Source organism: Aeromonas tecta (assembly GCF_000820185.1).
GTDB classification, from domain to species: domain Bacteria; phylum Pseudomonadota; class Gammaproteobacteria; order Enterobacterales; family Aeromonadaceae; genus Aeromonas; species Aeromonas tecta.
In genome coordinates this window covers 293,093-320,079 of the sequence record NZ_CDCA01000028.1, presented here as the reverse complement: position 1 = coordinate 320,079, position 26,987 = coordinate 293,093, and the positions used below count along the sequence as shown (strand labels likewise).

Sequence of the window (26,987 nt, the reverse complement as noted above, 5' to 3'; positions counted from 1 at the left end):
TCCGCCAATATCTGTGATCCCCGCGCTGCCAACAACCCGGATAAAACAAAGCCCCGCATCGCGGGGCTTTTTGACAAGGCTTACTGGCTGCTTTCAGGACTATTCGTCCAGGAAGCTGCGCAGTACTTCCGAGCGGCTCGGGTGGCGCAGTTTGCGCAAGGCCTTGGCTTCGATCTGACGAATACGCTCACGGGTCACGTCGAACTGCTTGCCCACTTCCTCGAGGGTGTGGTCAGTGTTCATGTCGATACCGAAACGCATCCGCAGCACCTTGGCTTCACGGGCAGTCAGGCCAGCCAGCACTTCGCGGGTCGCGTTGCGCAGGCTCTCACTGGTCGCCGCATCCGCCGGCAGGGCCAGGGTGGTATCTTCGATGAAGTCGCCCAAGTGGGAATCTTCATCATCACCGATTGGCGTCTCCATGGAGATGGGCTCTTTGGCGATCTTCAATACCTTGCGGATCTTGTCTTCCGGCATGCCCATGCGCATCGCCAGCTCTTCCGGGTTCGGTTCACGACCCATCTCCTGCAGCATCTGACGGGAGATACGGTTGAGCTTGTTGATGGTTTCGATCATGTGCACCGGGATACGGATGGTACGGGCCTGATCCGCGATGGAGCGGGTAATGGCCTGACGGATCCACCAGGTGGCATAGGTCGAGAACTTGTAGCCACGACGGTATTCAAACTTGTCCACCGCCTTCATCAGACCGATGTTGCCCTCCTGGATCAGATCTAGGAATTGCAGACCACGGTTGGTGTATTTCTTGGCGATGGAGATAACCAGACGCAAGTTCGCTTCGACCATCTCTTTCTTTGCACGGCGGGCCTTGGCCTCACCGATGCTCATGCGACGGTTGATGTCCTTGATCTGGGCGATGGAGAGGCCGGTTTCCTCTTCAATCTGCTGCAACTTGCCGATGGCACGCAGCACGTCTTCGTCCATCTCCAGCAGACGAGGAGACCACGCCTTGCCGGCCTGCTTCTGGTATTCAAACCAGGCAGTTTCGCACTCGTTGTTGGTGAAGGCCGCGACGAAGGTTTTCTTCGGCATCTTGGCCTGCTCAACGCAGAGTTTCATGATGATGCGTTCCTGCACGCGGACCCGCTCCATCATTTCGCGCATGTTGTTGACCAGGCGATCGAACTGCTTGGGCATCAGGCGGAATTGACGGAACACATCGGCCAGCTGGGCAATAGCGGCCTGGGTATCGTCGTGGGCACGGCCATTCTTCTGAATGGAGAGACGGGTGACTTCGTACTGGGCACGCAGTTCGCCGAACTTCTCACGAGCGACTTCAGGATCCGGACCACCGTCCCCTTCGTCTTCGGCGTCGTCGCCATCCCCGTCTTCGTCTTCGTCTTCTTCGTCTTCGTCAGCCAGATCGTCTTCGCTGAGCTCAGAGCCGATATGGGTAGCAGTCGGTGCCACGTCATCCGCTTCGTTCGGATCGATAAAGCCGGAGATGATGTCAGACAGACGCAGCTGCTCGGCTTCGTACTTGTCGTACTGTTCGAGCAGGTAAGTGATGGCTTCAGGGTACTCGGCAACGGAGCTTTGTACCTGGTTGATACCGTCTTCGATCCGCTTGGCGATGTCGATTTCGCCTTCACGGGTCAGCAGTTCGACGGTACCCATTTCCCGCATGTACATGCGGACGGGATCGGTCGTGCGACCAATCTCAGATTCAACAGATGCCAGAGCCTGGGCCGCTGCTTCGGCAGCGTCCTCATCGGCGGTACCACCTTCGGCCATGATCAGATCATCGGCATCCGGGGCGTTTTCCACTACCTGGATACCCATATCGTTGATCATCTGGATGATGTCTTCGATCTGGTCAGAGTCGACGATGTCTTGCGGGAGGTGATCGTTCACCTCGGCATAGGTCAGGTAGCCCTGTTCTTTACCTTTGGCAACGAGGAGTTTAAGCTGAGACTGCGGGGTTTGCTCCATAGAACTCATCCGGTTGGTGTTGCTAGGTTGCGCGTACAGTGCGCTGCTGCGCAAATAGCCAATTCTAATAGAAAACCGCCAGACATGCTATGTCTGGTTGCGGCGTCGGTCATGAGAAACCCCTGCCCGCTGTATTGTCGGGGCCAGGCGGTTATACAATATTTGCTTTTCATCCCGTCGATTCGGGCAACGGTATTTATATTGAGACTAAACACTCAAATATCAAGCCCCACTCTCATTTCTTTTCTCAATCTGCACCTCTCTGATCAACATCATCAGCTCCCGCGTCTCCTCAGAGCTTAGCCCTTCCTGAGCCACCTTGGCCTGCAACTCTTCGATCCGTTGCTTCAAAAACTGGTTGATGAAACCGACGAAGGTATCCTGCAGTTCACCCAGAATATCCGGCTCTTGGTCGAGTCTGATCTCTTCAAACAGATCGTGCATCGCCAGCTGGGCCAGGATCTCCCCCTCTTTGGTACCACGCCAGTGCTCCAGCAGGATGCCGGTGGTAATGCCTGGTTGAGACAGGATCTGCTGATGCAGTTGCAGCAGGAACTGGATGCCCTGCATCCGCAGCCCGGCAAGCTCCGGCATGGCCGGTAGCTCGGCGGTCACCGCCGGGTACTGGATCATCAGTGCCAGCGCACGGCGCAGCGGCGTCAACTTGACCGCCTTGGGTTTGTTCAGCTCCCCCTTGGGCTGGCTGTTGCGGGCAAACAACTCGGCGATGCGCTGCTTGTTCTCCCCCCAACGCATCATGCTGGAGAGGCGGGTAATCAGCCCTTCGCGGGTGAAACCTTCCGGTACCCGACGGATCAGTTCGGCAGCTTTGTTGGCAACCTCGAACTTGCCAGCCTCACCGGAGAGCGCCGCATCCCGTCCCAGACGCTCGAACATAAAGTCGGCGAAGGGCTGAGCCTCGTCCAGCAAGGCTTCGAACCCCTCCTTGCCAATCTGGCGCACCAGGGAGTCCGGATCCTCACCGTCTGGCAGAAACACGAACTTGAGTTCGCGCCCATCCTGCAGATGGGAGAGCGCGTTATCCAATGCCCGCCAGGCCGCCTCGCGACCCGCCTTGTCGCCGTCGTAGCAGCAAACCACCTCGGCCGTAGTGCGAAACAGGGTATGGATATGGTCGCTGGTCGTCGCCGTCCCCAGTGCGGCCACGGCATAGTCGATGTCGTACTGCCCGAGCGCCACCACGTCCATGTAGCCCTCCACCACCAGGATCCGACGAGGATCCTTGTGCGCCTGTTTCACCTCGTAGAGGCCGAACAGCTCCCGCCCCTTGTGGAAGATTGGGGTTTCCGGCGAGTTGAGGTATTTCGGTGTGCCATCGCCTAGCACCCGGCCACCGAAGCCGATGACCCGGCCCCGCTTGTCACGGATCGGGAACATGATGCGATCACGGAAGCGATCGTAGCTGCCGGGACCGCTGTCGCGAGGGATCAGCATGCCGCCGGAGATGAGCAACTGCTCATGATCCCGACTGGTGCCAAAGCGGCGCCTGACCTGGTCCCAGTCACTCGGGGCATAGCCGATATTGAAGCGCTTGACCACTTCTCCGGTCAGACCACGCCCTTTCAGATATTCCACCGCCTGAGGGGCGCTCTTGAGCGTGCTCTCATAGAAGCGGGCTATCTGGTTCATCAGCTCATAGAGATCCTTGCTGACGGCGGGCTGAGAGCTGGCTGAGCCGCCCAGCGTCTGCTCACGAGGCACCTGCATGCCCTGCATGCTGGCAAGCTCTTCGATGGCATCGGGAAATTCGAGTCCGTCGTACTCCATGACAAAGCCGATGGCGTTGCCGTGGGCGCCACAACCGAAACAGTGATAAAACTGCTTCTCCTGGCTGACGGTGAAAGAGGGGCTTTTTTCGTTATGAAAAGGACAGCAAGCCTGATAGTTCTTACCGGCCTTTTTCAGCCGCACTCGCGAGTCGATCAACTCGACGATATCGGTGCGTACGAGCAGATCATCGATAAAGGATTGTGGGATCCTGCCTGCCATAACCGTCCTGTTTCATTACCCTGAAAAATAAAAAAGCCGCGCATTCACAGGGAAGCACGGCTTCTTTCGACTAACAAGAGAAATGCCTGTTACGCCAAGCGGGTTTTCACCTGAGCACTGACGGCGCCGACATCGGCACGCCCCTGAATTTTCGGCTTCAAGACAGCCATGACCTTGCCCATATCAGCCATGACGGCAGCACCACTTTCAGTGATGGCTTGCTCGATCAACGCGGCAATTTCGTCTGCGGTCAGCTGTTGCGGCAGGAATTCCTGCAGCACCAAGATCTCGGCAGACTCTTTGTCGGCAAGATCCTGACGACCGGCAGCTTCAAATTGGCTGATGGAATCGCGGCGCTGTTTGACCATCTTGGTCACGACAGCGAGGATATCCTCATCATTGAGCTCGATACGGGAATCAACTTCACGTTGCTTGATTTCTGCCATCAACAAACGGATCGTCCCCAAGCGAGCCTTATCTCTGGCAAGCATGGCGAGTTTTTGTTGATCCTTGAGTTGATCCTTCAGAGACACGGCATTATCCCCGATTAGTACAGGCGGATACGACGTGCGTTTTCGCGGGACAGCTTCTTGGCGTGACGCTTAACGGCAGACGCTTTGGCGCGCTTACGGATGGTAGTCGGCTTCTCGTAGAACTCACGGCTACGAACTTCAGACAGGATACCGGCCTTTTCGCAAGAACGCTTGAAGCGACGCAGAGCAACGTCAAACGGCTCATTTTCACGGACTTTGATTACTGGCATGTGCCTTTCACCTCAGTGATATATTGTTAGCTGACCATCAGTCGATCAGCATGTCTTAAAATGGTGCGAAATTATACTCTGGACAGGGAATGAAAGTAAACCCGTAGAGATCGCTCTGGTTTAAAAAACCCGCGAAGGTTACCATAGCCGTCTCATTTTAGCAGTGAAATTTTTTAGCAATGCGTGTATTGGGCATAGAGACATCCTGTGACGAAACCGGGATCGCGATCTTCGATGATCAAAAAGGGATCCTTTCCCATCAGTTATACAGCCAGGTCAAGCTGCATGCGGACTACGGCGGCGTCGTCCCCGAGCTTGCCAGCCGGGATCATGTCCGCAAGACGATCCCCTTGATCCAGGCCGCATTGCAAGAGGCGGGACTGGGTAAAGATGACATCGACGGCATCGCCTACACCGCTGGGCCGGGTCTGGTTGGCGCCATTCTGGTCGGTGCGACCATAGGCCGATCGCTGGCCATGGCCTGGAACAAACCCGCCATCGCCGTGCACCACATGGAGGGTCATCTGCTGGCCCCCATGCTGGAAGAGCGGGCCCCCGAATTTCCCTTCGTGGCGCTGCTGGTCTCCGGTGGACACTCCATGCTGGTGCGGGTCGATGGCATCGGCAGCTACCAGCTACTGGGGGAATCCATCGATGATGCCGCCGGTGAGGCCTTCGACAAGACCGCCAAGCTGATGGGGCTGGACTATCCAGGCGGCCCCCTGCTCTCGCGCCTTGCGGAGAAGGGCACCACGGGACGCTTCGTCTTCCCGCGTCCCATGACCGACAGACCCGGCCTCGACATGAGCTTCTCCGGCCTCAAGACCTTTGCCGCCAACACCATTGCGGCCAATGACAGCGATGAGCAGACCCGCGCCGACATCGCCCGCGCCTTCGAAGACGCCGTGGTCGACACCCTGGCCATCAAGTGCCGCCGCGCCTTGAAGGAGACCGGCCTCAAGCGCCTGGTCGTGGCCGGTGGCGTCAGCGCCAACCGTCACCTGCGAGCCCAGCTGGCCGAGTTGATGGAGAGCCTCAAGGGGGAAGTCTTCTATCCGCGCACCGAATATTGCACCGACAACGGTGCCATGATCGCCTACGCAGGCATGCAGCGCCTCAAGGCTGGCGTGTTTGAACCGCTGATCATCAAGGCGGTGCCACGTTGGCCGTTGGACACCCTGGATCCGGTGTGATCCACAGGATCCATCACAGTATAAAAAAGGGGCCTATGGCCCCTTTTTGTTGTTTCTGACTGCATTGTCTAGTTGGTACGGAACAATGCCTCTATAGATAGCCCTTGCCCCATCAGGATCTCCCGCAGGCGACGCAGTCCCTCGACTTGGATCTGACGTACCCGCTCCCGGGTCAGCCCAATCTCGGCGCCCACGTCTTCTAGGGTGGCAGGCTCGTAGCCGAGCAAGCCAAAACGACGGGCCAGCACCTCACGCTGCTTGGGATTCAGCTCCTCCAGCCAGTGCACTATGCTGGCACGCATATCATCGTCCTGGGACTCCAGCTCGGGCCCCATGCCACGCTCATCGGAGAGCACGTCCAGCAGCGCCTTGTCCCGATCGCCGCCGATGGGGGTATCCACCGAGGTGATCTTCTCGTTGAGCTTGAGCATGCGGTTCACGTCATCGACCGAGCGATCCAGCGCGAAGGCGATGTCCTCTGCAGTCGGCTCATGATCGAGGCGATGAGAGAGCTCGCGGGCGGTACGCAGGTAGACGTTGAGTTCCTTCACCACGTGGATGGGCAGGCGAATGGTGCGGGTCTGGTTCATGATGGCCCGCTCTATGGTCTGGCGGATCCACCAGGTGGCATAGGTGGAGAAACGGAAGCCGCGCTCGGGGTCGAATTTTTCGACCGCGCGGATAAGACCGAGGTTGCCCTCTTCGATGAGATCCAGCAGCACCAGGCCGCGGTTGTTGTAGCGCCGGGCTATCTTGACCACCAGCCGCAGGTTGGATTCGATCATGCGCTTGCGGGCCGCTTTATCACCGCGCAAGGCACGACGGGCGTAGTAGACTTCCTCTTCGGCCGTGAGCAAGGGGGAGAATCCAATCTCCCCCAGATAGAGCTGGGTGGCATCCATCACCTTGTTCAGTTCGGGCACCATGAGCTCGTCGGAGATAGTCTCCTCAGCCTCGGCGGCAACCTCCTGAACCTCTTCTTCCTCTTGAGACTCCAGCTCTTCGTCGAACTCTAACTCTGCATCCTGCATAACCAGTTGTTCTTGGCTCATGATATGTCTCCCTGACCTGAACCAGAGTAAGACCTAGCTCTCTGGGTTAACGCTTTGGCAAATAGCTCATCGGATTTATCGACTTGCCTCTGTACCGGATTTCGAAGTGCAAGCGCACATCCGGTGCGTCCGTGCTACCCATATTCGCGATAACCGTGCCTCCTTTGACGGAGTCCCCTTCCTTCACCCGTAACTCGTCGTTATGGGCATAGGCCGAGAGATAGTCATCGTCGTGCTTGAGAATAATCAGCTTGCCATAACCCCGCAGTGCGCTACCCGCATAGACCACCTTGCCGCCACTCGCGGCGTAGATGGGTTGCCCCTTCTGCCCCGAGATGTCGATGCCCTTGTTGCCTTGTTCTGCAACGGAGAAGCCTTCGACGATCCGGCCTTGTGTCGGCCAGTGCCATGAGAGTTTCGACTGGGAGTTGCTGCTTTTTTGTTCTTTGACCTGAGCGTATGCTGTTGAAGATGCCGGAGCAATGCTTTTTTGTGCGATGAATGGGGTGGTCGTACCTGCTGGTGCGGTGGCCATAGGCTTGGGACCCGAGTTGCTCGCAATCGCCGTCGCCGCCACTACCTGACCACCGCCCGTCGCGCCTGACGACGGCACACTGAGTACCTGGCCGACATGCAGACCATAAGGTGCCTGTAGATTGTTACGCTGGGCCAGCGTCTGGTTCGATACATTGAACTGGCGACCGATGCTGCTCAGGGTGTCACCACGGCGCACCTCATAGGTGCCACTGCCGCGACTCACGGTGCTACTCGTACTGGCTACGACGCCAGACGACGAGCCATCCAGCCGAAGCTGTTGGCCCGGATAGATGTTATAGGGGGGGGATATGCCATTGAGGCTGACCAAGGATGCGACATCCATGCCCGATCGGAAGGCGATGGAGTAGAGGGTATCCCCTTTCACCACAGTGTAACCACCACCCGCAATGACCGGTTTGGTCATGCCTTGACGAGCCGGAATGGTCGAGGCAACGGGATCGTTGCCCAGACTCTGTACAGGAGCAGCAGTCTTGCTGGAAGAACAGGCAAGCAGCAGCCATGACAACACGACGACACTACTTCCTTGCCAAACACGCGAACGCATAGTGGATCCTTAACGACTAAACCAGAAATAGGCCGCAATGGCCAAACCAATACAGAGCCAGCCCAGCACATCCACATAGTGCATCAGCCGGCGCTCCATCTTTTCGCCGCCCCAGCGCATCAAGCCTGCGACCAGGAAGAAGCGCATGCCACGACCGATCAACGAGGTCAGGATGAAGGGCAACAGTGCCATGTGGAGCAAGCCCGCCGTGACGGTAAACACCTTGTAGGGGATCGGCGTGAAACTGGCAATGAAAATAACCCAGATGCCCCATTGTTCAAACCACTGCTCGGCCAGCACTATCTTGTCTTCATAACCGACCGACACCACCAGCGGTTGCACCACGGGATCCCAGAGGGTGTAACCCAGCAGATAGCCAAAGACGGCTCCCAGCACCGAGAACAGGGTCGCCACACCGGCGTAGTGCCAGGCGCGCTGGGGTTTGCCCAGCGCCATGGGGGCCAGCATCACATCCACCGGAATAGGCCAGAACACCGATTCGATGAAGGCGGTGATCGCCAGATAATAAGGGGCGTATTTATGGCGAGCCCATTGCATCACCAGTGAATAGAGGCGGGAAAACAGCTTCACTCAACATCTCCGTCGATCAGAGGAACAAAACGCACCGGCTCCAGGATCCGGCTGGTCAGTTGGGAGCCAGAGCGCTCGATGAGCTGCAGGGTCTGCTGGCTGTCACCCACCGGCAGCACCAGACGGCCGCCCTCGGCCAGCTGATCGGTCAGCGCCTTGGGGATCTCGCTGGCCGCCGCCGTCACCAAAATGGCATCGAAGGGTCCCTTGTTGGGCCAGCCCAGCCAGCCGTTGCCATGCTTAGCAGAGACGTTATGCAAGTCGAGCTGACGCAGTCGGCGCCTGGCCAGGAACTGCAGCGACTTGATCCGCTCCACCGTGTAGACATGCTCCACCAGATGGGCCAGCACCGCGGTCTGATAACCGGAACCAGTGCCGATCTCCAGCACATGGGCCGGATTATTCTGGATCAGCAGCTCGGTCATCCGCGCCACCATGTAAGGCTGCGAGATGGTCTGGCCGTGGCCGATGGGCAAGGCGGTGTTGTCCCAGGCCTTGTGCGCCATGGCTTCGTCCACAAACAGCTGGCGTGGCACTTTCGCAATCGCCGCAAGCACGCGGAAATCACGAATGTCCTGACTAATCAGCTGGTTCAAAAGGCGCTGTACGATCACACCTTCATCCCTGCAGATCTAACCAGGCTCCCAGACCCGCCAGACTGCTGTAGGCAGTCATGTCGATGGTCAATGGGGTAATGGAGACGTAGCCCTGTTCGATGGCCGCAAAATCCGTGCCCTCCCCCGCATCCTGCTGGCTGCCGGGAGGGCCAATCCAGTAGATAGTCTGACCACGAGGGTCCTCGGCGCGGATCACCGACTCGGCGCGATGACGATTGCCAAGCCGGGTCACCCTGATGCCCTTAATCTGCTCAAGGGGCAAGTCGGGTACGTTCACGTTGAGGATCTGGTCGGCAGGCAGTGGGTGCTGCATCAGGCCTCGTACCAGCAAGGCGGCATAGTGAGCCGCCGTGGTGAAGTGGGTCTTGCCCACCAGCGAGATGGCGAGCGACGGGAAGCCGAGGTGGCGTCCCTCGGTCGCGGCCGCGACCGTGCCCGAGTAGATGACGTCATCCCCCAGGTTGGCGCCGTGGTTGATACCGGCCACCACCATGTCGGGTTCCGGGCGTACCAGCTCGTTGACCGCCAGGTGCACGCAGTCCGTCGGCGTGCCCTTGACCGCATAGCTCTTGATGCCATGAAAGCCGGCATCGCTGAGACGGGTGACCCGCAACGGCATTTCCAGCGTCAGAGAGTGACTCGCGCCACTGCGGTTGCGATCCGGCGCCACCACAATGACTTCGCCACAGGCTGTCAGCGCCTTGCTGAGGGCACGAATGCCCTCGGCGTGTACTCCATCGTCATTACTGACCAGAATTCGCATCGGTTGAGTTCCTGAAACCGTGATCGGCCTCTTCGGCCTGCATTAATTCGCGCACTACGCTGGTGGCAAAGGCGCCGGCGGGCAGGAAGAACGACAGGGTCAGCGCCTCGTTGTCCAGCGTCCAGCTCATCGCTTCGGGCTTGAGCAGCAGCGGGCGGCGGTCCTGATCCAGCCCGGCCTTCTCCAGCCCCTCACACCACTCACGATAAGGAGCCAATGCGGCTTGCTCAAACTCGGCGGCGGCGCCCTGACTGGCCAAGCGGCCACGGCCCCATTGGGGGGCGGTCAGCTGCACGTCACCGGAGGCGAGACGCGCCTCCAGCTCGGGGGTCAGGGTCTCCTCGCTGAAGATGGAGTGGCTACCCTTGAGCATCACACAATCACCGGCCAGCAGCTGATGAGCCAGCCCCTGCTCGATGCGGGCACTGACGATGGCATTGAACAGCATGCTGCGCGCGGCAGAGAGGTACAAGGAGCGCTTGTTGCGATCGTTGATCCGCTTGCCGGCGAACATCGCCTTGGCCGCTTCCAGGTTGTTGCCACCACGGCCGAAACGCTGCTCGCCATAGTAGTTCGGCACCCCTTGCGTGGCGATGGCCTGCAGGCGGGCGACCAGATCGTCGCCCTGTTCCAGCCCGGTGAGGCGCAGGGTGAAATGGTTGCCCTTGAGGTAACCGACCCGCAGCTTGCGGTTGTGACGCTTGGCCTGCAGGATCTGGATGCTGTCACTCTGGATGACCGACAGATCGGGTTCGGCCTTGCCCGGCAGGTGAATGCCGAACCACTGCTCGGTCACCGCATGGCGATCCTTGAGGCCGGCCCAGGTCACCGCATTGCGATTGACCCCGGCCGCATCGGCCAGCAGACCCGCCACCCAGGCGGTGTTCTCGCCGGTCTTGCGTACCCGCACGAAGATGTGTTCGCCCTCGCCACAAGGTTCGAAACCGAGATCTTCATTGACCACGAAGTCACTGGCCTCGGCCTTGAGGATGCCACGGGCGGTTGGCGCCCCATGCAGATAGCTAAGCTGTTCCAACATTATTGTTTCACCAGTAAGACGACGGCTTCGGTGGCGATCCCTTCCTTGCGCCCCGTAAAACCAAGCTGTTCAGTGGTGGTCGCCTTGACGTTCACCCGATTCAAATCACATTGCAGATCGGCCGCCAGCACGGCGCACATGGCCTCGATATGGGGGGCCATCTTGGGAGCCTGGGCGATGATGGTCACGTCCAGGTTGCCGATGGCATAACCCGTCCGCTGCACTCTCGCAAACACGTCACGCAGCAGGATCCGGCTGTCGATGCCCTTGAACTCGGCAGCGGTATCGGGGAAGTGGCGGCCGATATCACCGGCGCCGATGGCGCCGAGCAGGGCGTCGCTCACCGCGTGCAGCACCACATCACCGTCGGAGTGAGCCAACAGACCCTGCTCGTAGGGCACAGCGACGCCGCCCAGCATGCAGGGGCCGACCCCGCCAAACTTGTGTACATCAAAACCATGCCCAATGCGGATCATGATGGCTCCTTGAACGATGAATCGGGTTGCGCCTGCTGGCGCGCATTCTGTTGCTGTAAAAACAGCCCCGCCAGGGAGAGATCCTCCGGCCGGGTCACCTTGATATTGTCGGCGCGCCCCTCGACCATTCGCACCCTGAAACCGGCCCGCTCCATGGCGGAGGCCTCATCGGTGATGAGGGCGCCCAGTGCCAGCCCCTCCTCCAGCGCCCGCTTCAAGGGGGCGGTGGGGAACATCTGCGGGGTCAGGGCATGCCAGAGTTGTTCACGCTCGACGGTCGCCAGGATGTTGCCTGCGGCATCGGTACGCTTCATGGTGTCGCGCACCCGGCTACCGAGGATGGCGCCATCGCAGCTCATGGCGGTGGCGATCAGTGCATCCAGATCGCCCAGGCAGAGGCAGGGACGGGCGGCATCGTGCACCAGCACCCAGTCGGCGCAGGCCACCTGCAGGGCGTTGAGTACCGAGTAGGCGCGCTCGGCGCCCCCCTCTACCCGCAAGACCCTGGGGTCGGCCGCCACCGGCAGTCGTTCGAACCAGTCATCATGGGGAGCCAGCGCCACTATCACCTGCACCACCTTGGGGTGGCACAACAAAACACCAATGGAATGCTCGATGATAGTTTTATCTGCTACCTGCAGATATTGTTTCGGGACCTCGGCGCCCATCCGGCTGCCGATACCCGCGGCCGGCACGATCGCGGTCAAGCCGGCGGTCATCAACCCAGTTGGTAGATCAATCATCGTAGGGGGCACCGTCCGGCTCAGTCACCTGATCTTTCTCCTTGGGAATGATCCGGTAGAAGGTCTCACCCTGCTTGATGTAGCCGAGATCGTTGCGAGACAGCTCCTCGATGGCCTCGAGGCCCGAGGTCAAATCGTCAATCTCGCGATAAATCAGGTTGTTGCGGTCCTTGAGAACCAGATTGTCCTGCTCCTGGCGGTGAATGGCATCGGAGAGTTCCCGATAATCGGAGAGGCCATTCTTGCCCAGCCAGAAGTCATATTGCAGCCCTCCCAACAGGAAGAGCAGGATAAGAGTGAGTAGCCGCATGCACTGAGTCTCCTTCAAGCGGCCTAGTTTCCCATATTCGCAGGCAAGACAAAAGGAAGCCGGTGAGTCAGACGGGTAGGCGGGAATAAAAAATACCGGCAGCCCCATGAAGCGACAGCGAGAAGACACCGCCACCGGGGTGGTGAGCGCCTGGATACACGAGTGGAATAGATGTAAAAAAGCCCCGCCAATCTGACGGGGCTTTTAGCAGCTTAACGCTGAAGTGCAGGGAGAAATTACTGACCTTTCACTTCTTTCAGGCCGCGGAACGGAGCCTTGGCACCCAGGGCTTCTTCGATACGGATCAGCTGGTTGTACTTGGCAACACGGTCAGAACGGCTCATGGAACCGGTCTTGATCTGGCCAGCAGCGGTACCCACGGCCAGGTCGGCGATGGTCGCGTCTTCGGTCTCACCGGAGCGGTGGGAGATGACGGCGGTGTAGCCAGCGTCTTTGGCCATCTTGATGGCAGCCAGAGTTTCGGTCAGGGAACCGATCTGGTTGAACTTGATCAGGATGGAGTTGGCGATGCCGTTGTCGATGCCGCGCTTCAGGATCTTGGTGTTGGTTACGAACAGGTCGTCACCCACGATCTGGATCTTGCTACCCAGTTCTTTGGTCTGGTAGGCGAAGCCATCCCAGTCAGATTCGTCCAGGCCATCTTCGATGGAGACGATCGGGAACTTGGTGGTCAGGTCGGCCAGGTAGTCAGAGAACTCGTTGGAGGTGAAGATACGACCTTCGCCCTTCAGGTTGTACTCATTCTTCTCGGCGTCGTAGAACTCGGAGGCAGCGCAGTCCATGGCCAGGGTGATATCGGTACCCAGCTTGTAACCGGCAGCAGCAACGGCTTCGGCGATCACTTCCAGCGCTTCGGCGTTGGATTTCAGGTTAGGAGCGAAACCACCTTCGTCACCAACGGCGGTGGCGTAACCCTTGGACTTCAGAACCTTGGCCAGGTTGTGGAAGACTTCGGCACCCATGCGGATGGCTTCTTTCAGGGTCTTGGCGCCAACCGGCTGGATCATGAACTCCTGGATGTCGACGTTGTTGTCGGCGTGCTCACCACCATTGATGATGTTCATCATCGGCAGCGGCATGGAGTAAACACCCGGGGTACCGTTCAGCTCGGCGATGTGAGCGTACAGCGGCATACCCTTGGAGGCAGCAGCAGCCTTGGCAGCAGCCAGAGACACAGCCAGGATGGCGTTGGCGCCAAACTTGGATTTGTTCTCGGTACCGTCCAGATCGATCATGATCTGGTCCAGAGTGGCTTGATCCTTGGCATCTTTACCCAGCAGCGCTTGGGCGATCGGGCCGTTGACGGCGGCAATGGCTTTCAGTACGCCTTTACCCAGGAAACGGCTCTTGTCGCCGTCACGCAGTTCCAGCGCTTCGCGGGAACCGGTGGACGCGCCAGACGGCGCGGCTGCCATACCAACAAAACCACCTTCCAGATGAACTTCGGCCTCAACGGTCGGGTTACCACGGGAGTCGATGATTTCGCGACCGATCACTTTAACGATCTTGGACATGTGTATTTCCTCAGGTTTCGTAAAAAAACAACAAAAATATGCCAAAAAAAGCGGCTGTGGCACAGAGCCTCAACCGCATTTATTTTCAATTATTTCAGATTACGCTTCTGATACTCACCGGCAGCCTTCACAAAACCGGCAAACAGGGCGTGTCCATCGCGAGGAGTCGAGGTGAACTCCGGGTGGAACTGCGCCGCTACAAACCAAGGGTGATCCGGAATCTCGATAATTTCCACCAATTTCTTGTCGGCGGAGAGACCGGTTACCTTCAAGCCAGCCGCTTCAATTTGCGGCAGCAGCTTGTTGTTCACCTCATAACGGTGACGGTGACGCTCATAAATGGTCGGGGTGCCGTACATCTGACGGACCTTGGAACCTTCTACCAGGTGGCAGAGCTGGGAGCCCAGACGCATGGTGCCACCCAGATCGGATTTCTCGGTGCGAGTCTCGACGTTGCCTTCTTCATCGACCCATTCGGTGATGAGGCCAACGACCGGGTAGGCGCAATCTTTCTTGAATTCGGAGGAGTGAGCGCCGGTCATGCCCGCCACGTTGCGAGCGAACTCGATCATGGCAACCTGCATGCCGAGGCAGATACCCAGGTAAGGGATCTTGTTCTCACGGGCATACTGGGCAGCCAGGATCTTGCCTTCCACGCCACGCTCACCGAAGCCACCGGGCACCAGGATCGCATCCAGACCTTCCAGCAGCTCGGCGCCACGGGTCTCGATATCCTGGGAGTCGATGAACTTGATGTTGACCGACAGACGGGTTTTCAGACCACCGTGCTTGAGCGCCTCGTTGACGGACTTGTAGGCATCCGGCAGGGACACATACTTGCCGACCATACCGATGGTCACTTCTGCGGTCGGGTTGGCCTCTTCATAGACAACCTGTTCCCACTCGGACAAGTCGGCCTCGTTGCACTTCAGGCCGAAACGGGCGATGAAGTAGTCATCCAGATTCTGGGATTTCAGTAGCGCCGGGATCTTGTAGATGGAGTCGACGTCTTTCATGGAGATGACGGCGCGCTCGGGCACGTTGCAGAACAGGGCAATCTTGGCGCGCTCAACGGCCGGAATGGCGCGATCGGAGCGGCAGATCAGCACGTCTGGCTGGATCCCGATGGAGAGCAGCTCTTTGACGGAGTGCTGGGTCGGCTTGGTCTTCACCTCGCCAGCGGCGGCCAGGTATGGCACCAGGGTCAGGTGCATGAACATGGCATTGTCGCGGCTCACTTCGGCGGCCAGCTGACGAATGGCTTCGAGGAACGGCAGGGACTCGATGTCGCCCACGGTACCGCCCACTTCGACGATGGCGACCTGGTGGCCTTCGGCACCGGCAATCACCCGCTCCTTGATGGCGTTGGTGATGTGCGGGATCACCTGGATGGTGGCGCCCAGATAGTCACCACGACGCTCTTTGCGCAGTACATCGGCATAGATGCGGCCGGTGGTGAAGTTGTTGCGACGGGTCATCTTGGTGCGGATGAAACGCTCGTAGTGACCCAGATCCAGATCGGTCTCGGCCCCGTCCTCGGTTACGAACACTTCACCATGCTGGGTCGGGCTCATGGTGCCCGGATCCACGTTGATATAGGGGTCCAGTTTCATGATGGTCACATCCAGACCACGGGCTTCCAGAATGGCTGCCAGAGAAGCTGCGGCAATGCCTTTGCCGAGGGATGAAACAACGCCACCAGTTACAAAAATATATTTTGTCGTCATGCTGAACCTGAAAGAAGTTTAGGGAATTTTAAGGGGTGCTTCGGGGATGAAGCAGGACGGGGAAACAGTATACCAAAACCCCCTCTCCCAAACAATGAACAAAAATCTATCAGGCTCCCCGCCCCCTCGTCTTGCGCCAAATCAACTTTGTTCGGTTTCCTTGGCCTTGTCCCAAGCCGCATCGAGCTTCTCGAGGGAGCAATCGGTCATTTTCAGCCCTTCTGCGGCAATAAACTGCTCAACCTGACGAAAACGACGTTCGAACTTGGCGTTGGCAGCTCGCAATACCTGCTCCGGATCCTTGCCAAGATGGCGCACCAGATTGACGGTGGCAAACAGCAGATCGCCGAGCTCATCGCTCACCCGCGCCTCGTCCACGTCGACCATCAGCGCCTCTTCCATCACCTCTTCAATCTCTTCGTGGATCTTGTCCACCACGGGGCCAAGGGTCTTCCAGTCAAAGCCGACGGTGGCGCAGCGCTTCTGGATCTTGGCGGCCCGAGTCAGGGCCGGCAGTGCCAGCGGGATGTCATCCAGCACGCTCTCTTTATCGAGCGCCGCCCGCTCCTTGGCTTTTTCGGCCTCCCAGTTCACCTTGACCGCCTGCTCGTCGCCAAGCTCTGCCTCGGCGAACACATGGGGATGACGGCGGATGAGCTTCTCGCTCACGGTATCGACGATATCGGCGAAATCAAACAGCCCCTGTTCCTTGCCAAGCTGGGCGTAGAACACCACCTGAAACAGCAGATCGCCGAGTTCACCCTTTAATCCTTCCCAATCCTGGGTTTCGATGGCATCGGCGACCTCGTAGGCCTCCTCCAGGGTGTGGGGCACTATGCTCTGGAAATCCTGCTTCAGATCCCAGGGGCAACCCCCTTGTGGGGAGCGCAATTGCGCCATGATATCGAGCAGTTGGGGTAGATCGTAACGTTGGGACATAGGGCGGTTCACTTCATCAAAAGGGGCATAAAGAACAACCGGCCACTGGGGCCGGTCGGTTGATATCAGAGGCGCTTGGCGCTGATCACATCGTTGAGCTGACTGAGCTTGGCCAGCGCCCGGTTGAAGGCGTTGATGTTGTAGATCTCCAGCTCCATGTCGATCTCGGCGGTCTGCTCGCGCACGTTGGAGCGCGAACGCACCCCCATCACGTTGATCTTCTCGTTGGCGAGCACTGTGGTGATGTCGCGCAGCAGGCCGGATCTGTCGTTGGAGAGGATACGGATGGTGAGGCCGTAGCCACCGGAGTAGTTCTCCCCCCACACCGCTTCGATCAGCCGCTCCGGGTTGCGGCGCGACAGCTCTTTGAGCTGTTCGCAATCCTCCCGGTGGATGGAGACGCCGCGGCCCATGGTGATAAAGCCCTGGATGCCATCTCCCGGGATGGGCTGACAGCAACGGGCGATGTGGGTCATCAGATTGCCGACCCCTTCCACCACTATGTGATCCTTGGGCTTGGGCCTGAACGGGATATTGGCCTTCTGCTCCAGCTTCTCCAGCAGGCGGCGATCCTCTTCCTCGGCCGTCGGCTTGTTGTAACGAGTGTCTAGATAGTTGAGCAGCTGGTTGATGCGAATGTCGCCGCTGCCGATGCCGGCCAGCAGGTCGTCCAGCTCCTCGGCATGGAAGCGCTCGAGCACCACCTTGTCCACCTTGGAGAGGGTCAGGTTGTGACGGTCGAGCTCTTTTTCCAGCAACTCCTTGCCGGCGGCGATGTTCTTGTCCCGATCCAGCTTTCTAAACCAGGTCGCCACCTTGGCCCGCGCCCGGCTGGAGCGCAAGAAGCCGGCGTTGGGGTTCATCCAGTCGCGGCTCGGGTTCGGCTCCTTCTGGGTGATCACATCCACCTGATCGCCGGTCTGCAGCGTATAGGTGAAGGGCACGATGCGGCCATCGACCTTGGTGCCGATGCAGCGGTGGCCGATCATGCTGTGCACGTGATAGGCGAAGTCGAGCGGCGTGGCGCCGGCAGGCAGATCGATCACATCTCCCTTGGGCGTGAAGACATAGACTCTGTCTTCGAACACCTGACTGCGCAGATCGTCCAACAGGGAGCCACTTTCTGACAGATCCTCCTGCCAGGCGAGGAGCTTGCGCAGCCACTCGATCTTGTCTTCGAAGGTGCTGGTCTTGGCGGCGGCCTGAGCCCCTTCCTTGTAGCGCCAGTGCGCGGCGACGCCGAGTTCGGCATCCTGGTGCATCTGGTCGGTACGGATCTGGATCTCGATGGTCTTGCCTTCCGCCCCCACCACCACGGTGTGGATGGATTGATAGCCGTTGGGCTTGGGGTTGGCGACATAGTCGTCGAATTCGCGGGGAATATGGTGGAAGTGGGTGTGAACTATACCCAGCGCCGCATAGCAATCCTGCAGCCTTTTAGTTACCACCCTTACCGCACGCACATCGAACAACTCGTTGAATTCAAGGTGTTTTTTCTGCATCTTGCGCCAGATGCTGTAGATGTGTTTGGGGCGGCCATAGACTTCGGCCTCGACCCCGGCCTCGGCCAGCGCGTCGCGCAGGGACTGCACGAACTCACGGATGTAGCGCTCCCGATCGAGGCGTTTCTCGTCGAGCTGCTTGGCGATCTGCTTGTAGGTGTCCGGGTGCAGGTAACGGAAGGCGAGATCTTCCAGCTCCCATTTGAGCTGACCGATGCCGAGCCGGTTGGCGAGCGGCGCATAGATGTTGGTGATCTCCTGGGCCATCAGCACCCGGGTCTCTTCATCCGCCTTCTTCGCCTCTCGCAGGCAGGCGATCCGCTCCGCCAGCTTGATGACGACGGCGCGCACATCTTCGACCATGGCGAGCAACATGCGCCGCACATTGTCGACCTGCTCCGGCGAGGTTTCGCTGCGGTGCATGGTCTGCAAGGAGCGGATGGCTTCCATCTCCAGCACCCCTTCCACCAGCTTGGCTATCTTGGGGCCGAAGTCTTCGTCCATCCGCTCCTGATTGATAAGGCCAGCTTCGACGAAGGGATAGATGATGGCGGCCTTGAGAGTGGCGAGATCCATGCTGAGCATCAGCAAGATACCGACCATCTCGACGCCACGCACCAACAGACGGTTGGTCAGCGCCTCGTCACCGAGCGTCAGACAATACTGGTAAACGGTTCGCAGTTGATTCTTGTCACTCTCACTCAGGGTGAGAGAGCTAACCCACTCTTCCAGAGTGAAGTTGTCTTTCAAATGAATATCGCGCACCGCAACCATGGTATCAATCCTTTAAAGTGTGGAGCCGCCAGCCAATGCCAACGGGTCCCTCATCTACTGACAACTGCCTCAAATGGGGATAACGAAGAGACTTTTCAAGGCATGCCCCCCTGCAAGGTGGCATGAATCTCCAACAAGGCGTGCCCATTATCGAGGGGGGTAGATTACCCCAATCATTTCCTCTCAAACAGCGCTCTGGCATCCAAAACACCGAGATGAAGGCACAACTCCGACCTCCAGGAGGCACCCGTTGGCGAGGTCGGAGCGCGCATTTATTTACGCTCAAACAGCGCCATGGACTCCAGGTGGCCGGTGTGGGGGAACATATCCAGCATCCCCAGTCGGGTCAGTCGGTAGCCCTCTTTCACCAGCACCTGGCTGTCGCGCGCCAGGGTCACCGGGTTACAGGAAACATAGACCACCCGCTTGGGCGACAGTGCCGCCACGTGGCTCATCACTTCCAGTGCGCCGGGCCGGGCTGGATCCAGCAACACCAGATCGAAGCCTTCACGTGCCCAGGACATGCCGACGATGTCACCGCTCAAGTCCGCCTTGTAGAAACGGGCGTTGTCGATGCCATTGCGACGGGCGTTCTCCTCGGCGCGGGTCACCATGGCCAGATCCCCTTCGACCCCCACTACTTCACGGGCCTGACGGGCCAGCGGCAGGGTAAAGTTACCGATGCCGCAGAACAGATCCAGCACCTTGTCCGTCTTGGTTGCCCCGAGCCACTCCAGCGCCTGGGCCACCATGCTCTGGTTGATGGGGCCATTGACCTGAATGAAATCCCCGGGGGCGAATGCAAGAGACAGGCCATCCAGTGAGTAGGCAGGCTGGAATTGTTGGCGCAGCGGCTCAATCTGCTCGTCGGCGGCCTGCAGATAGAGATCGATGCCTTGCGCCTCGGCAAACGCCAGCAACAGGGCCCGATCCGCTTCATTGGGACGGCCGGTATGGCGCAGCAGCAACAGGATCCCCTGCTCGGCCTGAATGAGTTCGGCATGACCCAGCTCGCGCTGGCTCTTGAGGCGATTGAGGCATTCGCGTAGCGGGGTGATGAGGGCCGACAGCGAGGCGGTCAAGACCGGACAGCCGGTGATCTCCACCAGATCATTGGACTGGCGACGGCGAAAACCGACCCGGGTGCAGCGACCATTCTTGTCAAATTTGATGGCCAGACGGCAGACCCGGCGGTAGCTACGCGCCTCCCCGGTCAACACGGGCTCCAGTGCCGGCGCCTTGATCTGGCCAATGCGCTCGAACAGGTTGACCAGTCCGGCCTCTTTGGCCGCCTGCTGATCCGCCTCACTCAGGTGCTGGGCGCTGCAACCACCGCACTCGCGATAATGGGCGCAGAAGGGGGCGATGCGGTTGCTGGCGGGGCTGACAATCTGCTGCAGGGCCGCGTGGGCATACTGCTTCTTGTCATCGATGATGCGCGCCTTGACCTGTTCACCGGGCAAGGCCCCTTCGACGAAGATGGCCTTGCCCTGATGGCGGCCGATCCCGACACAGTGGTGGTCCAGACTGTCTATCGTAAATTCAATACGTTGGGGCTGGGTGGATTTCTTTTGGGGCTTGAAAAACTGGGCCATAAAACTTGGTGCCTATAGGTGGCTATGTCATGATTGTGGAATCTGCAGCAGGCCATTGTCCCACAAGAATAATAGTATGACCAAATACGGTCTGAGGGCCGCTCTGCAATGACCTTCACCTTAATGCCAACCCTTATCGTCGGTGGTTTATTAGCATGACCAGATATGGTCTCAGAGCCAGGGTGCTGGCCTTCACCATCTTGCCCACCCTGATCATCGGCGGGCTGATAGCCGGTTATTTTACCTTCCACCGCTATCACCAGCTAGAAAACAACCTGATAGACCAGGGCATCAACATCATCGAGCCCCTGGCCATCGCCAGCGAATACGGTATGACCCAGCACAGTCGCGAATCCCTCAAGCGGCTGATAGGGCTGACCCACCGCAAGAATTCGCCCTTCATCAAGTCCATCGCCGTCTTCACCCAGGACAACCAGCTGTTTGTCACCTCCAACTACCATCGTGACTTCGGCCAACTACGCCTGCCCGATGGCACTGCCATTCCCGAGCTGACCAGCGTCTCCTTCAACGGCGACGACATCATCTTGCGCACCCCGATCCAGGCCGAGACCAGCCTGGATGGCTTCCCGCTGCCGAGCGATCTGGAGCCACCGGTGATCGGCTACATCTCCATGCAGCTCGCCACCGACAGGGCCATAGTGCTGCAATATCGCGACGCCTTCTTCGCGGTGATCATGGTGCTCATCGGTCTGGCTGTCAGTACCCTGTTTGGCTTCAGACTGGTCAAGAGCGTGACCCAGCCCATCACCGATATGGTGCAAGCGGTGCACCGGATCAGGGAGGGGCGGCTCGATACCCGGGTCAGCGGCCAGCTCACCGGCGAGCTGGATATGCTGAAAAACGGCATCAACGCCATGGCCAAGGCGCTGTCTGAATACCATGAAGAGATGCAGCAGAACATCGATCAGGCCACCTCTGACCTGCGCGAGACCCTGGAGCAGATCGAGATCCAGAACGTCGAGCTCGACATGGCAAAAAAACGGGCGCAGGAGGCGGCGCGGGTCAAATCCGAGTTCCTTGCCAACATGTCCCACGAGCTGCGCACCCCGCTCAATGGCGTCATCGGCTTCACCCGCCAACTGCTCAAGACCGCGCTGACCCCGAGCCAGACCGACTACATGCAGACCATCGAAAAATCGGCGCGCAACCTGCTCGGCATCATCAACGACATCCTCGATTTTTCGAAACTCGAAGCGGGCAAGCTGCAGCTGGAATACATCCCGTTCAGCCTGCGCGACACCCTGAACGAGACCATGCACCTGCTGGGGCCTAGCGCCCACGACAAGCAGCTGGAGCTGTCGTTGCAGGTGGATGCCGAGGTGCCGGATCATCTCACCGGCGATCCCATGCGGCTGCAACAGGTGCTGACCAACCTCGCCGGCAACGCCATCAAGTTCACCGAACGCGGCAACGTGGATGTGCACATCCAGCAGACCGGCAGTGCCAACGGCAACAAGGTGCGCCTCAACGTGCGGATCCGCGACACCGGCATCGGCATCTCGGAGGAACAGCAACGTCAGCTGTTCCAGGCCTTCAACCAGGCCGACTCCTCCATCTCGCGCCGCTATGGCGGCACCGGACTTGGCCTGGTCATCACCCAGAAGCTGGTGCAGCAGATGGGCGGCCAGATCCGGTTCGAATCCGAGCTCGGCAAGGGCTCCGTCTTCTCCTTCAACCTGGATCTGGACATCTCCCCCCTGCCCCAGTCCGAACGGCTGCCACTGGATCGCATCCGGGGCAAACGGGTCTGGCTGCTGGAGCCGGATCCCTTCGCCTACGCCTCCCTGCACTCCTTGCTGGCCGAATGGCAGCTGGATGTGCAGCCGCTGACCGTTGCGGCCGAGTGGCCCGAGATGAGCAGCCAGGACATGGTGATCATCGGCAGCAGCACCCTGCACAGCCCCCAGCAGGTGATCGCCCGTCTCGATGGCCTGAGCGGTCAGCAGAACACCATAGTGCTGCTCAGCAGCCACGAACCGGCCCTCTACGATGCCATGCTGGCCCACGGCGCCCAGCACTGCCTCTCCAAGCCCATCAACCATCGCAAGCTGCTGCATGCCCTGCTCTCCCCCGAAGCCGCCAAGAGCACGCGGCTGCCCGCCGCGCCCCAGCGCCGGGTGCAGGAGGTCAAGGTGCTGGCGGTGGATGACAACGCCGCCAACCTCAAACTCATCGCCGCCATGCTCAAGGAGATGGTGAGTCAGGTGGTGGTGTGCAAGAACGGCAAGGAGGCGGTCAACCTGGCCCAGAGCCAGCCGTTTGACATCATCTTCATGGATATCCAGATGCCCATCATGGATGGCATCAGCGCCACCCAGGCGATTCGCAGCCACTCGCTCAATACCGAGACCCCCATAGTCGCGGTCACCGCCCACGCCATCCCCGGCGAGCGGGAGCGGCTGATCCGCCAGGGCATGGACGACTATCTGGCCAAGCCCATCGACGAGAGCATGCTGGCCCAGTTGATTACCGACTTCGCTCATCGCCGCCATCAGCATCACGGGGATCAGCAGATAGACTGGCCACTGGCGGTGCGCCAGGCCGCTGGCAAGACGGATCTGGCCCAAGAGATGCTGAGCATGCTGCTGGCCAGTTTCGACGAGGTGGAGCCGGTGCTGGAGGCGGCGCTGGCAGGCCAGGCGGACGATGCCGAGCTGCTGGCCCAGTTGCACCGCCTCAACGGCGGCTGCGCTTACTCAGGGGTCCCCGGCCTGCAACGTCTGCTCTCCCAGCTGGAGCAGCAGCTGCGCGACGGGGTGGCGGCCAGCGAACTGGAGCCCGAGCTGCTGGAGCTGCAAGACGCGCTGGCGCAGGTGCGCCAGGAGGCGCCCCGCTATCTGGGCTGAGGCTGTTTGAGGCAAAATAGTGCGTCAGCAGGGAGGGGCCCAGGGGATCCGGGCTCATGGCCCGAGCGGGTCGGCCCGCTTTTTCTGACGAAAAGTCCGGTAAATGGTAAAGTTGCGCCGTTTCTACAGGAGTCAACATGACGAATAACGATATTCTGCGCCGTCTGCGCTACGCCCTCACCATCAGCAACGACCAGATGGTCGACATGTTTGCCAAGGGCAACCTGACCGTCGATCACGCCCAGCTGCACAGCTGGTTGCTGAAAGGCGCCGAGGAAGGGGAAGAGCAAGAAGCGGGCTTTGCCGCCTGTCCCGATGCCGCCCTCAGCCAGTTCCTCGACGGCTTCATCATCGCCCGCCGCGGTGTGAAAGAAGGCGCGCCGGCCCAGGTTGTTCCGAACCGGATCAACAACAACCTGATCCTGCGCAAGCTGCGCATCGGTCTGGATTACAAGGAAGAGGACATGCTCAGCACCCTGAAGCTGGCCAACTTCAACCTGTCCAAGTCCGAGCTGAGTGCCCTGTTCCGCTCCAAGGATCACAAGCACTACCAGGATTGCGGGGATCAGATCCTGCGCAACTTCCTGATCGGCCTCACCGCCAAATACCGCCCCGAAGCATGATCCCGCGCGCCGGCCTCACCGCCACCGCGCGCGCCTGAATCATGGGCCAGCGCCTCTGCCCTCCGTCAGCCCCTCCGGCCGGTGGGCAGCGCTGGCCGTCATTTTGCTCCCGCCTCGCGGCATACCGCGCGACTCGCCAATACCTGCTGTTGCTCTGCCTGCCCCTGCTGCTTGGCGCCTGCCAGCCCGCGCCACCCTACCGCCTCGATAGCCAGCATGTCAGCGCCAATCAGAATGAGCGCATCGCGTTTTTGATCCTGCACTACACCGACGAGGATAACGCCCACTCCCTGCGCCTGTTGACCGAGCCACAGCACAAGGTGAGCGCCCACTATCTTGTCCCCCGCGATACCGACCAGCAGCCACTGCCCGTCTATCAGCTGGTGCCGGACAGCCAGCGCGCCTGGCATGCGGGCCGCAGCCGCTGGCATCAATATGCCGGGCTCAACGCCAGCTCGCTCGGCATCGAGATAGTCAACCTGGGATACGACGAGAAAGAAGCGGCCCTCCCCGCCCAGTTGCGCCACTGGCAGCCCTATACCCCTGCCCAGATTGCCGCCGTCGGCGCCCTGGCGCGCGATCTGGTGCAGCGCTACCAGATACCGCCGACCCAGGTGCTGGGTCACAGCGACGTCGCCCCCGAGCGCAAGCAAGACCCGGGCCCGCTCTTCCCCTGGCGTGAGCTGGCCCTGGACTATGGGGTCGGCGCCTGGCCGGATGAGACCAGGGTTGCGGCCCTGCGCCAGCAGGCGGCCCCCGCCTGGGACGCCCTGCAGTGGCAGCAAGGGCTCGCCCGCTACGGCTACGGTATCACCCCAAGCGGTGACTGGGATGAGCAGAGCCACGCCGTGCTGCGCGCCTTCCAGCTCCACTTCCGCCCTAGCCTGGTTAACGGCGAGCCGGATGCCGAGTGTCAGGCTATCCTGACAGCCTTGCTAGAGCGTTACTTCCCGGCTCCTTGAATCGCCTTTCCCGCCACTATCAACGGTGAACCGGATACAGGTCCCCAGCAAAGGTTTCTGATGACATTGCTGGCCCGTGACTTGCCAGCCCCTTCAATGGCCCTTCCTGACCTGATCGCCCGAAAACAACAAGGGACGCCGTGGCGTCCCTTGTTGTTTGCTATCGTGCATGGTCGATGCAGGATCAGATCCCCTGACGGGCTTCCTGCATCAGCAGACGCATGTCGCTGACCGCCTTGGCCAGACCGTCGAAGGCCGCGCGACCTATGATGGCGTGGCCGATGTTGAGCTCATACAGCTCGGGGATGGCGGCGATGGCCTTGACGTTGTGATAGTGCAGGCCGTGACCGGCGTTCACCTTCAACCCTTTGCCAGCGGCATAGGAGGCGCCGGCGGCGATGCGCTTGAACTCGGCGTTGCGCTCCGCATCCGTGGTGGCATCGGCGTAGCGACCGGTGTGGATCTCGATGAAGGGCGTGCCACTCGCGGCGGCGGCGTCGATCTGCAGCGGATCCGCATCGATAAACAGCGATACCTGGGCGCCGACGGCGGCGAGGCGAGTCACCGCATCGGTGATTTTATCCAGCTGGCCCGCCACGTCCAGCCCGCCCTCGGTGGTCACCTCGGTGCGCTTCTCCGGCACCAGGCAGACGAACTGCGGCTGGATGCGACAGGCGATGCCGATCATCTCCTCGGTCACCGCCATCTCCAGGTTCATCCTGGTCTGGATGGTCTGACGCAGGATCTCGACGTCACGGTCGGTGATATGGCGGCGATCTTCTCGCAGGTGAACGGTGATGCCATCGGCACCGGCCTGTTCGGCCACGAAGGCGGCCTGTACCGGATCCGGGTACTGGGTGCCGCGGGCATTGCGCAGGGTGGCGATGTGGTCGATGTTCACGCCCAGATAGATCTCGCTCATTGCTTACTCCTTGATACAGGTCATCTGTTCACTGTGAGGCTGGCGGCGATGCCAGCCTCCGCTGTCCATGGGCCGCCACCTGCCGATATGTGCATGCGGATGGCAGTTTTATATTCTTAAATTGATAACTTTAAATACATAAGTGACCAAAAAAATAATCTAAATTAGCCTGAAACACTGCCTCTGCGTTTCAGAAACAGCTCCCGGCTCTTTAATTGCCGCTTGCCGAGATAGGGTTGCAGCGCCAGCCGGCTGAATCGCTTGGCCGCCTGCAGCAAGGGAGGCGTGTCGAAACGCCCCTCGGCAAAGGCCAGCAGGTGCGCGCCGAGGAACAGGGTACGGGGATCCGGCGCCCGCTCGCAAGCGACAAAGCCGAGTTCGCGCTCGAAGCCATAGAGCAGCTCGGGCCGGATTGGGGATTCATCGTCGGCGGCATATTCGAAATCCACCGCATAGCCGAGCGCCTGCAACAGCAGGAACTCGAAGCGGCGCAGGGGCAGTTCTGGGGTCTCGCCATCCGCCAGCGCCATCAGGGCACGGGCATAGGCGTCAAACACCTCGGGGAAGGGGGTATGGGCTTCGAGCAGGTAGTAGACCAGCTCGTTGAGATAGAGGCCATAGAACAGCCGATCGCCGCCAAGGCGCAATGAGTGATCCGGGCATTCGACCTGGGCGAGGTTCTTGAGATCCCCCTTGCCACGCCAGCTCAGAGTGAGCAGGGAGAAGGGTTGCAGCAGCCCCTTCAGAGGGGAGCGTGGCCCGCGAGAACCGCGAGCCACCAGGGTAAAGCGGCCACTATCCTGGGTGAATACCTCGACCAGCTGACTGGTCTCCCGATAGGGCCGACTGTGGATGACGAAAGCCGGACTCAGCAATCCTCCATCACCCCTTAGAACCTATCCACGCGCTGTCACGAGAGGCCGTCAGCA

24 protein-coding genes are annotated in these 26,987 nt (G+C 59.8%); 4 read left to right on the top strand and 20 right to left on the bottom strand.

What is annotated here, in order from left to right:
* Window positions 1-99 precede the first annotated feature (99 nt).
* The 4 genes from rpoD to rpsU all read right to left on the bottom strand — a co-directional run bounded on the left by rpoD (window position 100) and on the right by rpsU (window position 4,726).
* Window positions 100-1,992 carry an RNA polymerase sigma factor RpoD gene (gene rpoD / locus BN1137_RS13230; RefSeq protein WP_332309851.1) on the bottom strand — a complete coding sequence of 631 codons (1,893 nt, stop codon included), beginning with the start codon at window positions 1,990-1,992 and terminating at the stop codon, window positions 100-102.
* Window positions 1,993-2,175: 183 nt separating this feature from the next.
* Window positions 2,176-3,963, bottom strand: a complete 1,788-nt coding sequence (dnaG, locus tag BN1137_RS13225; protein ID WP_050719054.1) for a DNA primase — start codon at window positions 3,961-3,963, stop codon at window positions 2,176-2,178.
* An 89-nt stretch (window positions 3,964-4,052) separates the two neighbouring features.
* The gene (locus BN1137_RS13220; RefSeq protein WP_050719053.1) at window positions 4,053-4,496 is read right to left on the bottom strand and encodes a GatB/YqeY domain-containing protein; all 444 of its coding nucleotides are present in this window, start codon (window positions 4,494-4,496) and stop codon (window positions 4,053-4,055) included.
* Window positions 4,497-4,510: 14 nt separating this feature from the next.
* Window positions 4,511-4,726 (bottom strand): 30S ribosomal protein S21, encoded by a 216-nt coding sequence (rpsU, locus tag BN1137_RS22025; RefSeq protein WP_005309452.1) that lies wholly within the window; start codon window positions 4,724-4,726, stop codon window positions 4,511-4,513.
* Window positions 4,727-4,905: 179 nt separating this feature from the next.
* On the opposite strand from rpsU, the gene tsaD reads away from it, so the two are divergent.
* The gene (gene tsaD / locus BN1137_RS13215; protein ID WP_050719052.1) at window positions 4,906-5,919 is read left to right on the top strand and encodes a tRNA (adenosine(37)-N6)-threonylcarbamoyltransferase complex transferase subunit TsaD; all 1,014 of its coding nucleotides are present in this window, start codon (window positions 4,906-4,908) and stop codon (window positions 5,917-5,919) included.
* A 68-nt stretch (window positions 5,920-5,987) separates the two neighbouring features.
* Here tsaD and rpoS read toward each other — a convergent pair whose 3' ends face one another.
* The 14 genes from rpoS to rlmD form a co-directional block, all read right to left on the bottom strand.
* Entirely contained in the window at window positions 5,988-6,971 is a 984-nt protein-coding gene (gene rpoS / locus BN1137_RS13210) for an RNA polymerase sigma factor RpoS (RefSeq protein ID WP_050719051.1), read from the bottom strand.
* Window positions 6,972-7,017: 46 nt separating this feature from the next.
* The gene (locus BN1137_RS13205) at window positions 7,018-8,073 is read right to left on the bottom strand and encodes a LysM peptidoglycan-binding domain-containing protein (protein WP_050719050.1); all 1,056 of its coding nucleotides are present in this window, start codon (window positions 8,071-8,073) and stop codon (window positions 7,018-7,020) included.
* Window positions 8,074-8,082: 9 nt separating this feature from the next.
* On the bottom strand, window positions 8,083-8,664 hold the full coding sequence (locus BN1137_RS13200) for a YqaA family protein (protein WP_050719049.1): 582 nt from the start codon (window positions 8,662-8,664) through the stop codon (window positions 8,083-8,085).
* Window positions 8,661-9,278, bottom strand: coding sequence for a protein-L-isoaspartate(D-aspartate) O-methyltransferase (locus tag BN1137_RS13195; protein WP_050719048.1), 618 nt, complete (start codon window positions 9,276-9,278; stop codon window positions 8,661-8,663). Before BN1137_RS13195 ends, BN1137_RS13200 begins: the two co-directional genes overlap by 4 nt.
* Before the next feature lie 4 nt (window positions 9,279-9,282).
* On the bottom strand, window positions 9,283-10,044 hold the full coding sequence (gene surE, locus BN1137_RS13190; protein WP_050719047.1) for a 5'/3'-nucleotidase SurE: 762 nt from the start codon (window positions 10,042-10,044) through the stop codon (window positions 9,283-9,285).
* Complete coding sequence (truD, locus tag BN1137_RS13185) at window positions 10,025-11,083, bottom strand: tRNA pseudouridine(13) synthase TruD (protein ID WP_050719046.1); 1,059 nt, start codon at window positions 11,081-11,083, stop codon at window positions 10,025-10,027. Before truD ends, surE begins: the two co-directional genes overlap by 20 nt.
* Window positions 11,083-11,559 (bottom strand): 2-C-methyl-D-erythritol 2,4-cyclodiphosphate synthase, encoded by a 477-nt coding sequence (ispF, locus tag BN1137_RS13180; RefSeq protein ID WP_050719045.1) that lies wholly within the window; start codon window positions 11,557-11,559, stop codon window positions 11,083-11,085. Before ispF ends, truD begins: the two co-directional genes overlap by 1 nt.
* Window positions 11,556-12,278 carry a 2-C-methyl-D-erythritol 4-phosphate cytidylyltransferase gene (gene ispD / locus BN1137_RS13175; protein ID WP_157433757.1) on the bottom strand — a complete coding sequence of 241 codons (723 nt, stop codon included), beginning with the start codon at window positions 12,276-12,278 and terminating at the stop codon, window positions 11,556-11,558. The genes ispF and ispD overlap by 4 nt, the downstream gene beginning before the upstream one ends.
* Before the next feature lie 16 nt (window positions 12,279-12,294).
* Complete coding sequence (gene ftsB / locus BN1137_RS13170) at window positions 12,295-12,612, bottom strand: cell division protein FtsB (RefSeq protein WP_050719043.1); 318 nt, start codon at window positions 12,610-12,612, stop codon at window positions 12,295-12,297.
* 236 nt (window positions 12,613-12,848) lie between these two features.
* Entirely contained in the window at window positions 12,849-14,147 is a 1,299-nt protein-coding gene (gene eno, locus BN1137_RS13165) for a phosphopyruvate hydratase (protein ID WP_050719042.1), read from the bottom strand.
* Window positions 14,148-14,236: 89 nt separating this feature from the next.
* Window positions 14,237-15,874, bottom strand: a complete 1,638-nt coding sequence (gene pyrG, locus BN1137_RS13160) for a glutamine hydrolyzing CTP synthase (protein WP_050719041.1) — start codon at window positions 15,872-15,874, stop codon at window positions 14,237-14,239.
* Between the two features lie 141 nt (window positions 15,875-16,015).
* A complete protein-coding gene (gene mazG / locus BN1137_RS13155) occupies window positions 16,016-16,813 on the bottom strand; it encodes a nucleoside triphosphate pyrophosphohydrolase (RefSeq protein ID WP_050719040.1) in 798 nt (265 codons plus the stop codon).
* 65 nt (window positions 16,814-16,878) lie between these two features.
* Window positions 16,879-19,089 carry a GTP diphosphokinase gene (gene relA, locus BN1137_RS13150; RefSeq protein WP_050719039.1) on the bottom strand — a complete coding sequence of 737 codons (2,211 nt, stop codon included), beginning with the start codon at window positions 19,087-19,089 and terminating at the stop codon, window positions 16,879-16,881.
* A 272-nt stretch (window positions 19,090-19,361) separates the two neighbouring features.
* Window positions 19,362-20,684 carry a 23S rRNA (uracil(1939)-C(5))-methyltransferase RlmD gene (gene rlmD, locus BN1137_RS13145; protein WP_050719038.1) on the bottom strand — a complete coding sequence of 441 codons (1,323 nt, stop codon included), beginning with the start codon at window positions 20,682-20,684 and terminating at the stop codon, window positions 19,362-19,364.
* A 155-nt stretch (window positions 20,685-20,839) separates the two neighbouring features.
* Here rlmD and barA point away from each other — a divergent pair, with 155 nt between their 5' ends.
* From barA to BN1137_RS13130, 3 genes are all read left to right on the top strand, one after another.
* Window positions 20,840-23,551, top strand: coding sequence for a two-component sensor histidine kinase BarA (gene barA / locus BN1137_RS13140; RefSeq protein ID WP_050719037.1), 2,712 nt, complete (start codon window positions 20,840-20,842; stop codon window positions 23,549-23,551).
* A 137-nt stretch (window positions 23,552-23,688) separates the two neighbouring features.
* A complete protein-coding gene (locus BN1137_RS13135; protein ID WP_050719036.1) occupies window positions 23,689-24,174 on the top strand; it encodes a YehS family protein in 486 nt (161 codons plus the stop codon).
* 41 nt (window positions 24,175-24,215) lie between these two features.
* Window positions 24,216-25,136, top strand: coding sequence for an N-acetylmuramoyl-L-alanine amidase (locus tag BN1137_RS13130; RefSeq protein ID WP_050719035.1), 921 nt, complete (start codon window positions 24,216-24,218; stop codon window positions 25,134-25,136).
* Between the two features lie 184 nt (window positions 25,137-25,320).
* Here BN1137_RS13130 and pdxJ read toward each other — a convergent pair whose 3' ends face one another.
* Together pdxJ and recO are read right to left on the bottom strand one after the other, a co-directional pair.
* The gene (pdxJ, locus tag BN1137_RS13125) at window positions 25,321-26,058 is read right to left on the bottom strand and encodes a pyridoxine 5'-phosphate synthase (protein WP_050719034.1); all 738 of its coding nucleotides are present in this window, start codon (window positions 26,056-26,058) and stop codon (window positions 25,321-25,323) included.
* 164 nt (window positions 26,059-26,222) lie between these two features.
* A complete protein-coding gene (gene recO / locus BN1137_RS13120; protein ID WP_050719033.1) occupies window positions 26,223-26,933 on the bottom strand; it encodes a DNA repair protein RecO in 711 nt (236 codons plus the stop codon).
* Window positions 26,934-26,987 lie beyond the last annotated feature (54 nt).

Excerpts from the sequence above, each read along its gene's own strand:
- eno (WP_050719042.1), bottom strand. The coding sequence starts at position 14,147 with ATGTCCAAGATCGTTAAAGTGATCGGTCGCGAAATCATCGACTCCCGT.
- ftsB (WP_050719043.1), bottom strand. The coding sequence starts at position 12,612 with ATGCGGCTACTCACTCTTATCCTGCTCTTCCTGTTGGGAGGGCTGCAA.
- BN1137_RS13135 (WP_050719036.1), top strand. The coding sequence starts at position 23,689 with ATGACGAATAACGATATTCTGCGCCGTCTGCGCTACGCCCTCACCATC.
- ispF (WP_050719045.1), bottom strand. The coding sequence starts at position 11,559 with ATGATCCGCATTGGGCATGGTTTTGATGTACACAAGTTTGGCGGGGTC.
- dnaG (WP_050719054.1), bottom strand. The coding sequence starts at position 3,963 with ATGGCAGGCAGGATCCCACAATCCTTTATCGATGATCTGCTCGTACGC.
- mazG (WP_050719040.1), bottom strand. The coding sequence starts at position 16,813 with ATGTCCCAACGTTACGATCTACCCCAACTGCTCGATATCATGGCGCAA.
- rpoS (WP_050719051.1), bottom strand. The coding sequence starts at position 6,971 with ATGAGCCAAGAACAACTGGTTATGCAGGATGCAGAGTTAGAGTTCGAC.
- relA (WP_050719039.1), bottom strand. The coding sequence starts at position 19,089 with ATGGTTGCGGTGCGCGATATTCATTTGAAAGACAACTTCACTCTGGAA.
- barA (WP_050719037.1), top strand. The coding sequence starts at position 20,840 with ATGACCAGATATGGTCTCAGAGCCAGGGTGCTGGCCTTCACCATCTTG.
- BN1137_RS13130 (WP_050719035.1), top strand. The coding sequence starts at position 24,216 with ATGGGCCAGCGCCTCTGCCCTCCGTCAGCCCCTCCGGCCGGTGGGCAG.
- rlmD (WP_050719038.1), bottom strand. The coding sequence starts at position 20,684 with ATGGCCCAGTTTTTCAAGCCCCAAAAGAAATCCACCCAGCCCCAACGT.
- BN1137_RS13205 (WP_050719050.1), bottom strand. The coding sequence starts at position 8,073 with ATGCGTTCGCGTGTTTGGCAAGGAAGTAGTGTCGTCGTGTTGTCATGG.
- pyrG (WP_050719041.1), bottom strand. The coding sequence starts at position 15,874 with ATGACGACAAAATATATTTTTGTAACTGGTGGCGTTGTTTCATCCCTC.
- ispD (WP_157433757.1), bottom strand. The coding sequence starts at position 12,278 with ATGACCGCCGGCTTGACCGCGATCGTGCCGGCCGCGGGTATCGGCAGC.
- truD (WP_050719046.1), bottom strand. The coding sequence starts at position 11,083 with ATGTTGGAACAGCTTAGCTATCTGCATGGGGCGCCAACCGCCCGTGGC.
- rpsU (WP_005309452.1), bottom strand. The coding sequence starts at position 4,726 with ATGCCAGTAATCAAAGTCCGTGAAAATGAGCCGTTTGACGTTGCTCTG.
- tsaD (WP_050719052.1), top strand. The coding sequence starts at position 4,906 with ATGCGTGTATTGGGCATAGAGACATCCTGTGACGAAACCGGGATCGCG.
- surE (WP_050719047.1), bottom strand. The coding sequence starts at position 10,044 with ATGCGAATTCTGGTCAGTAATGACGATGGAGTACACGCCGAGGGCATT.
- pdxJ (WP_050719034.1), bottom strand. The coding sequence starts at position 26,058 with ATGAGCGAGATCTATCTGGGCGTGAACATCGACCACATCGCCACCCTG.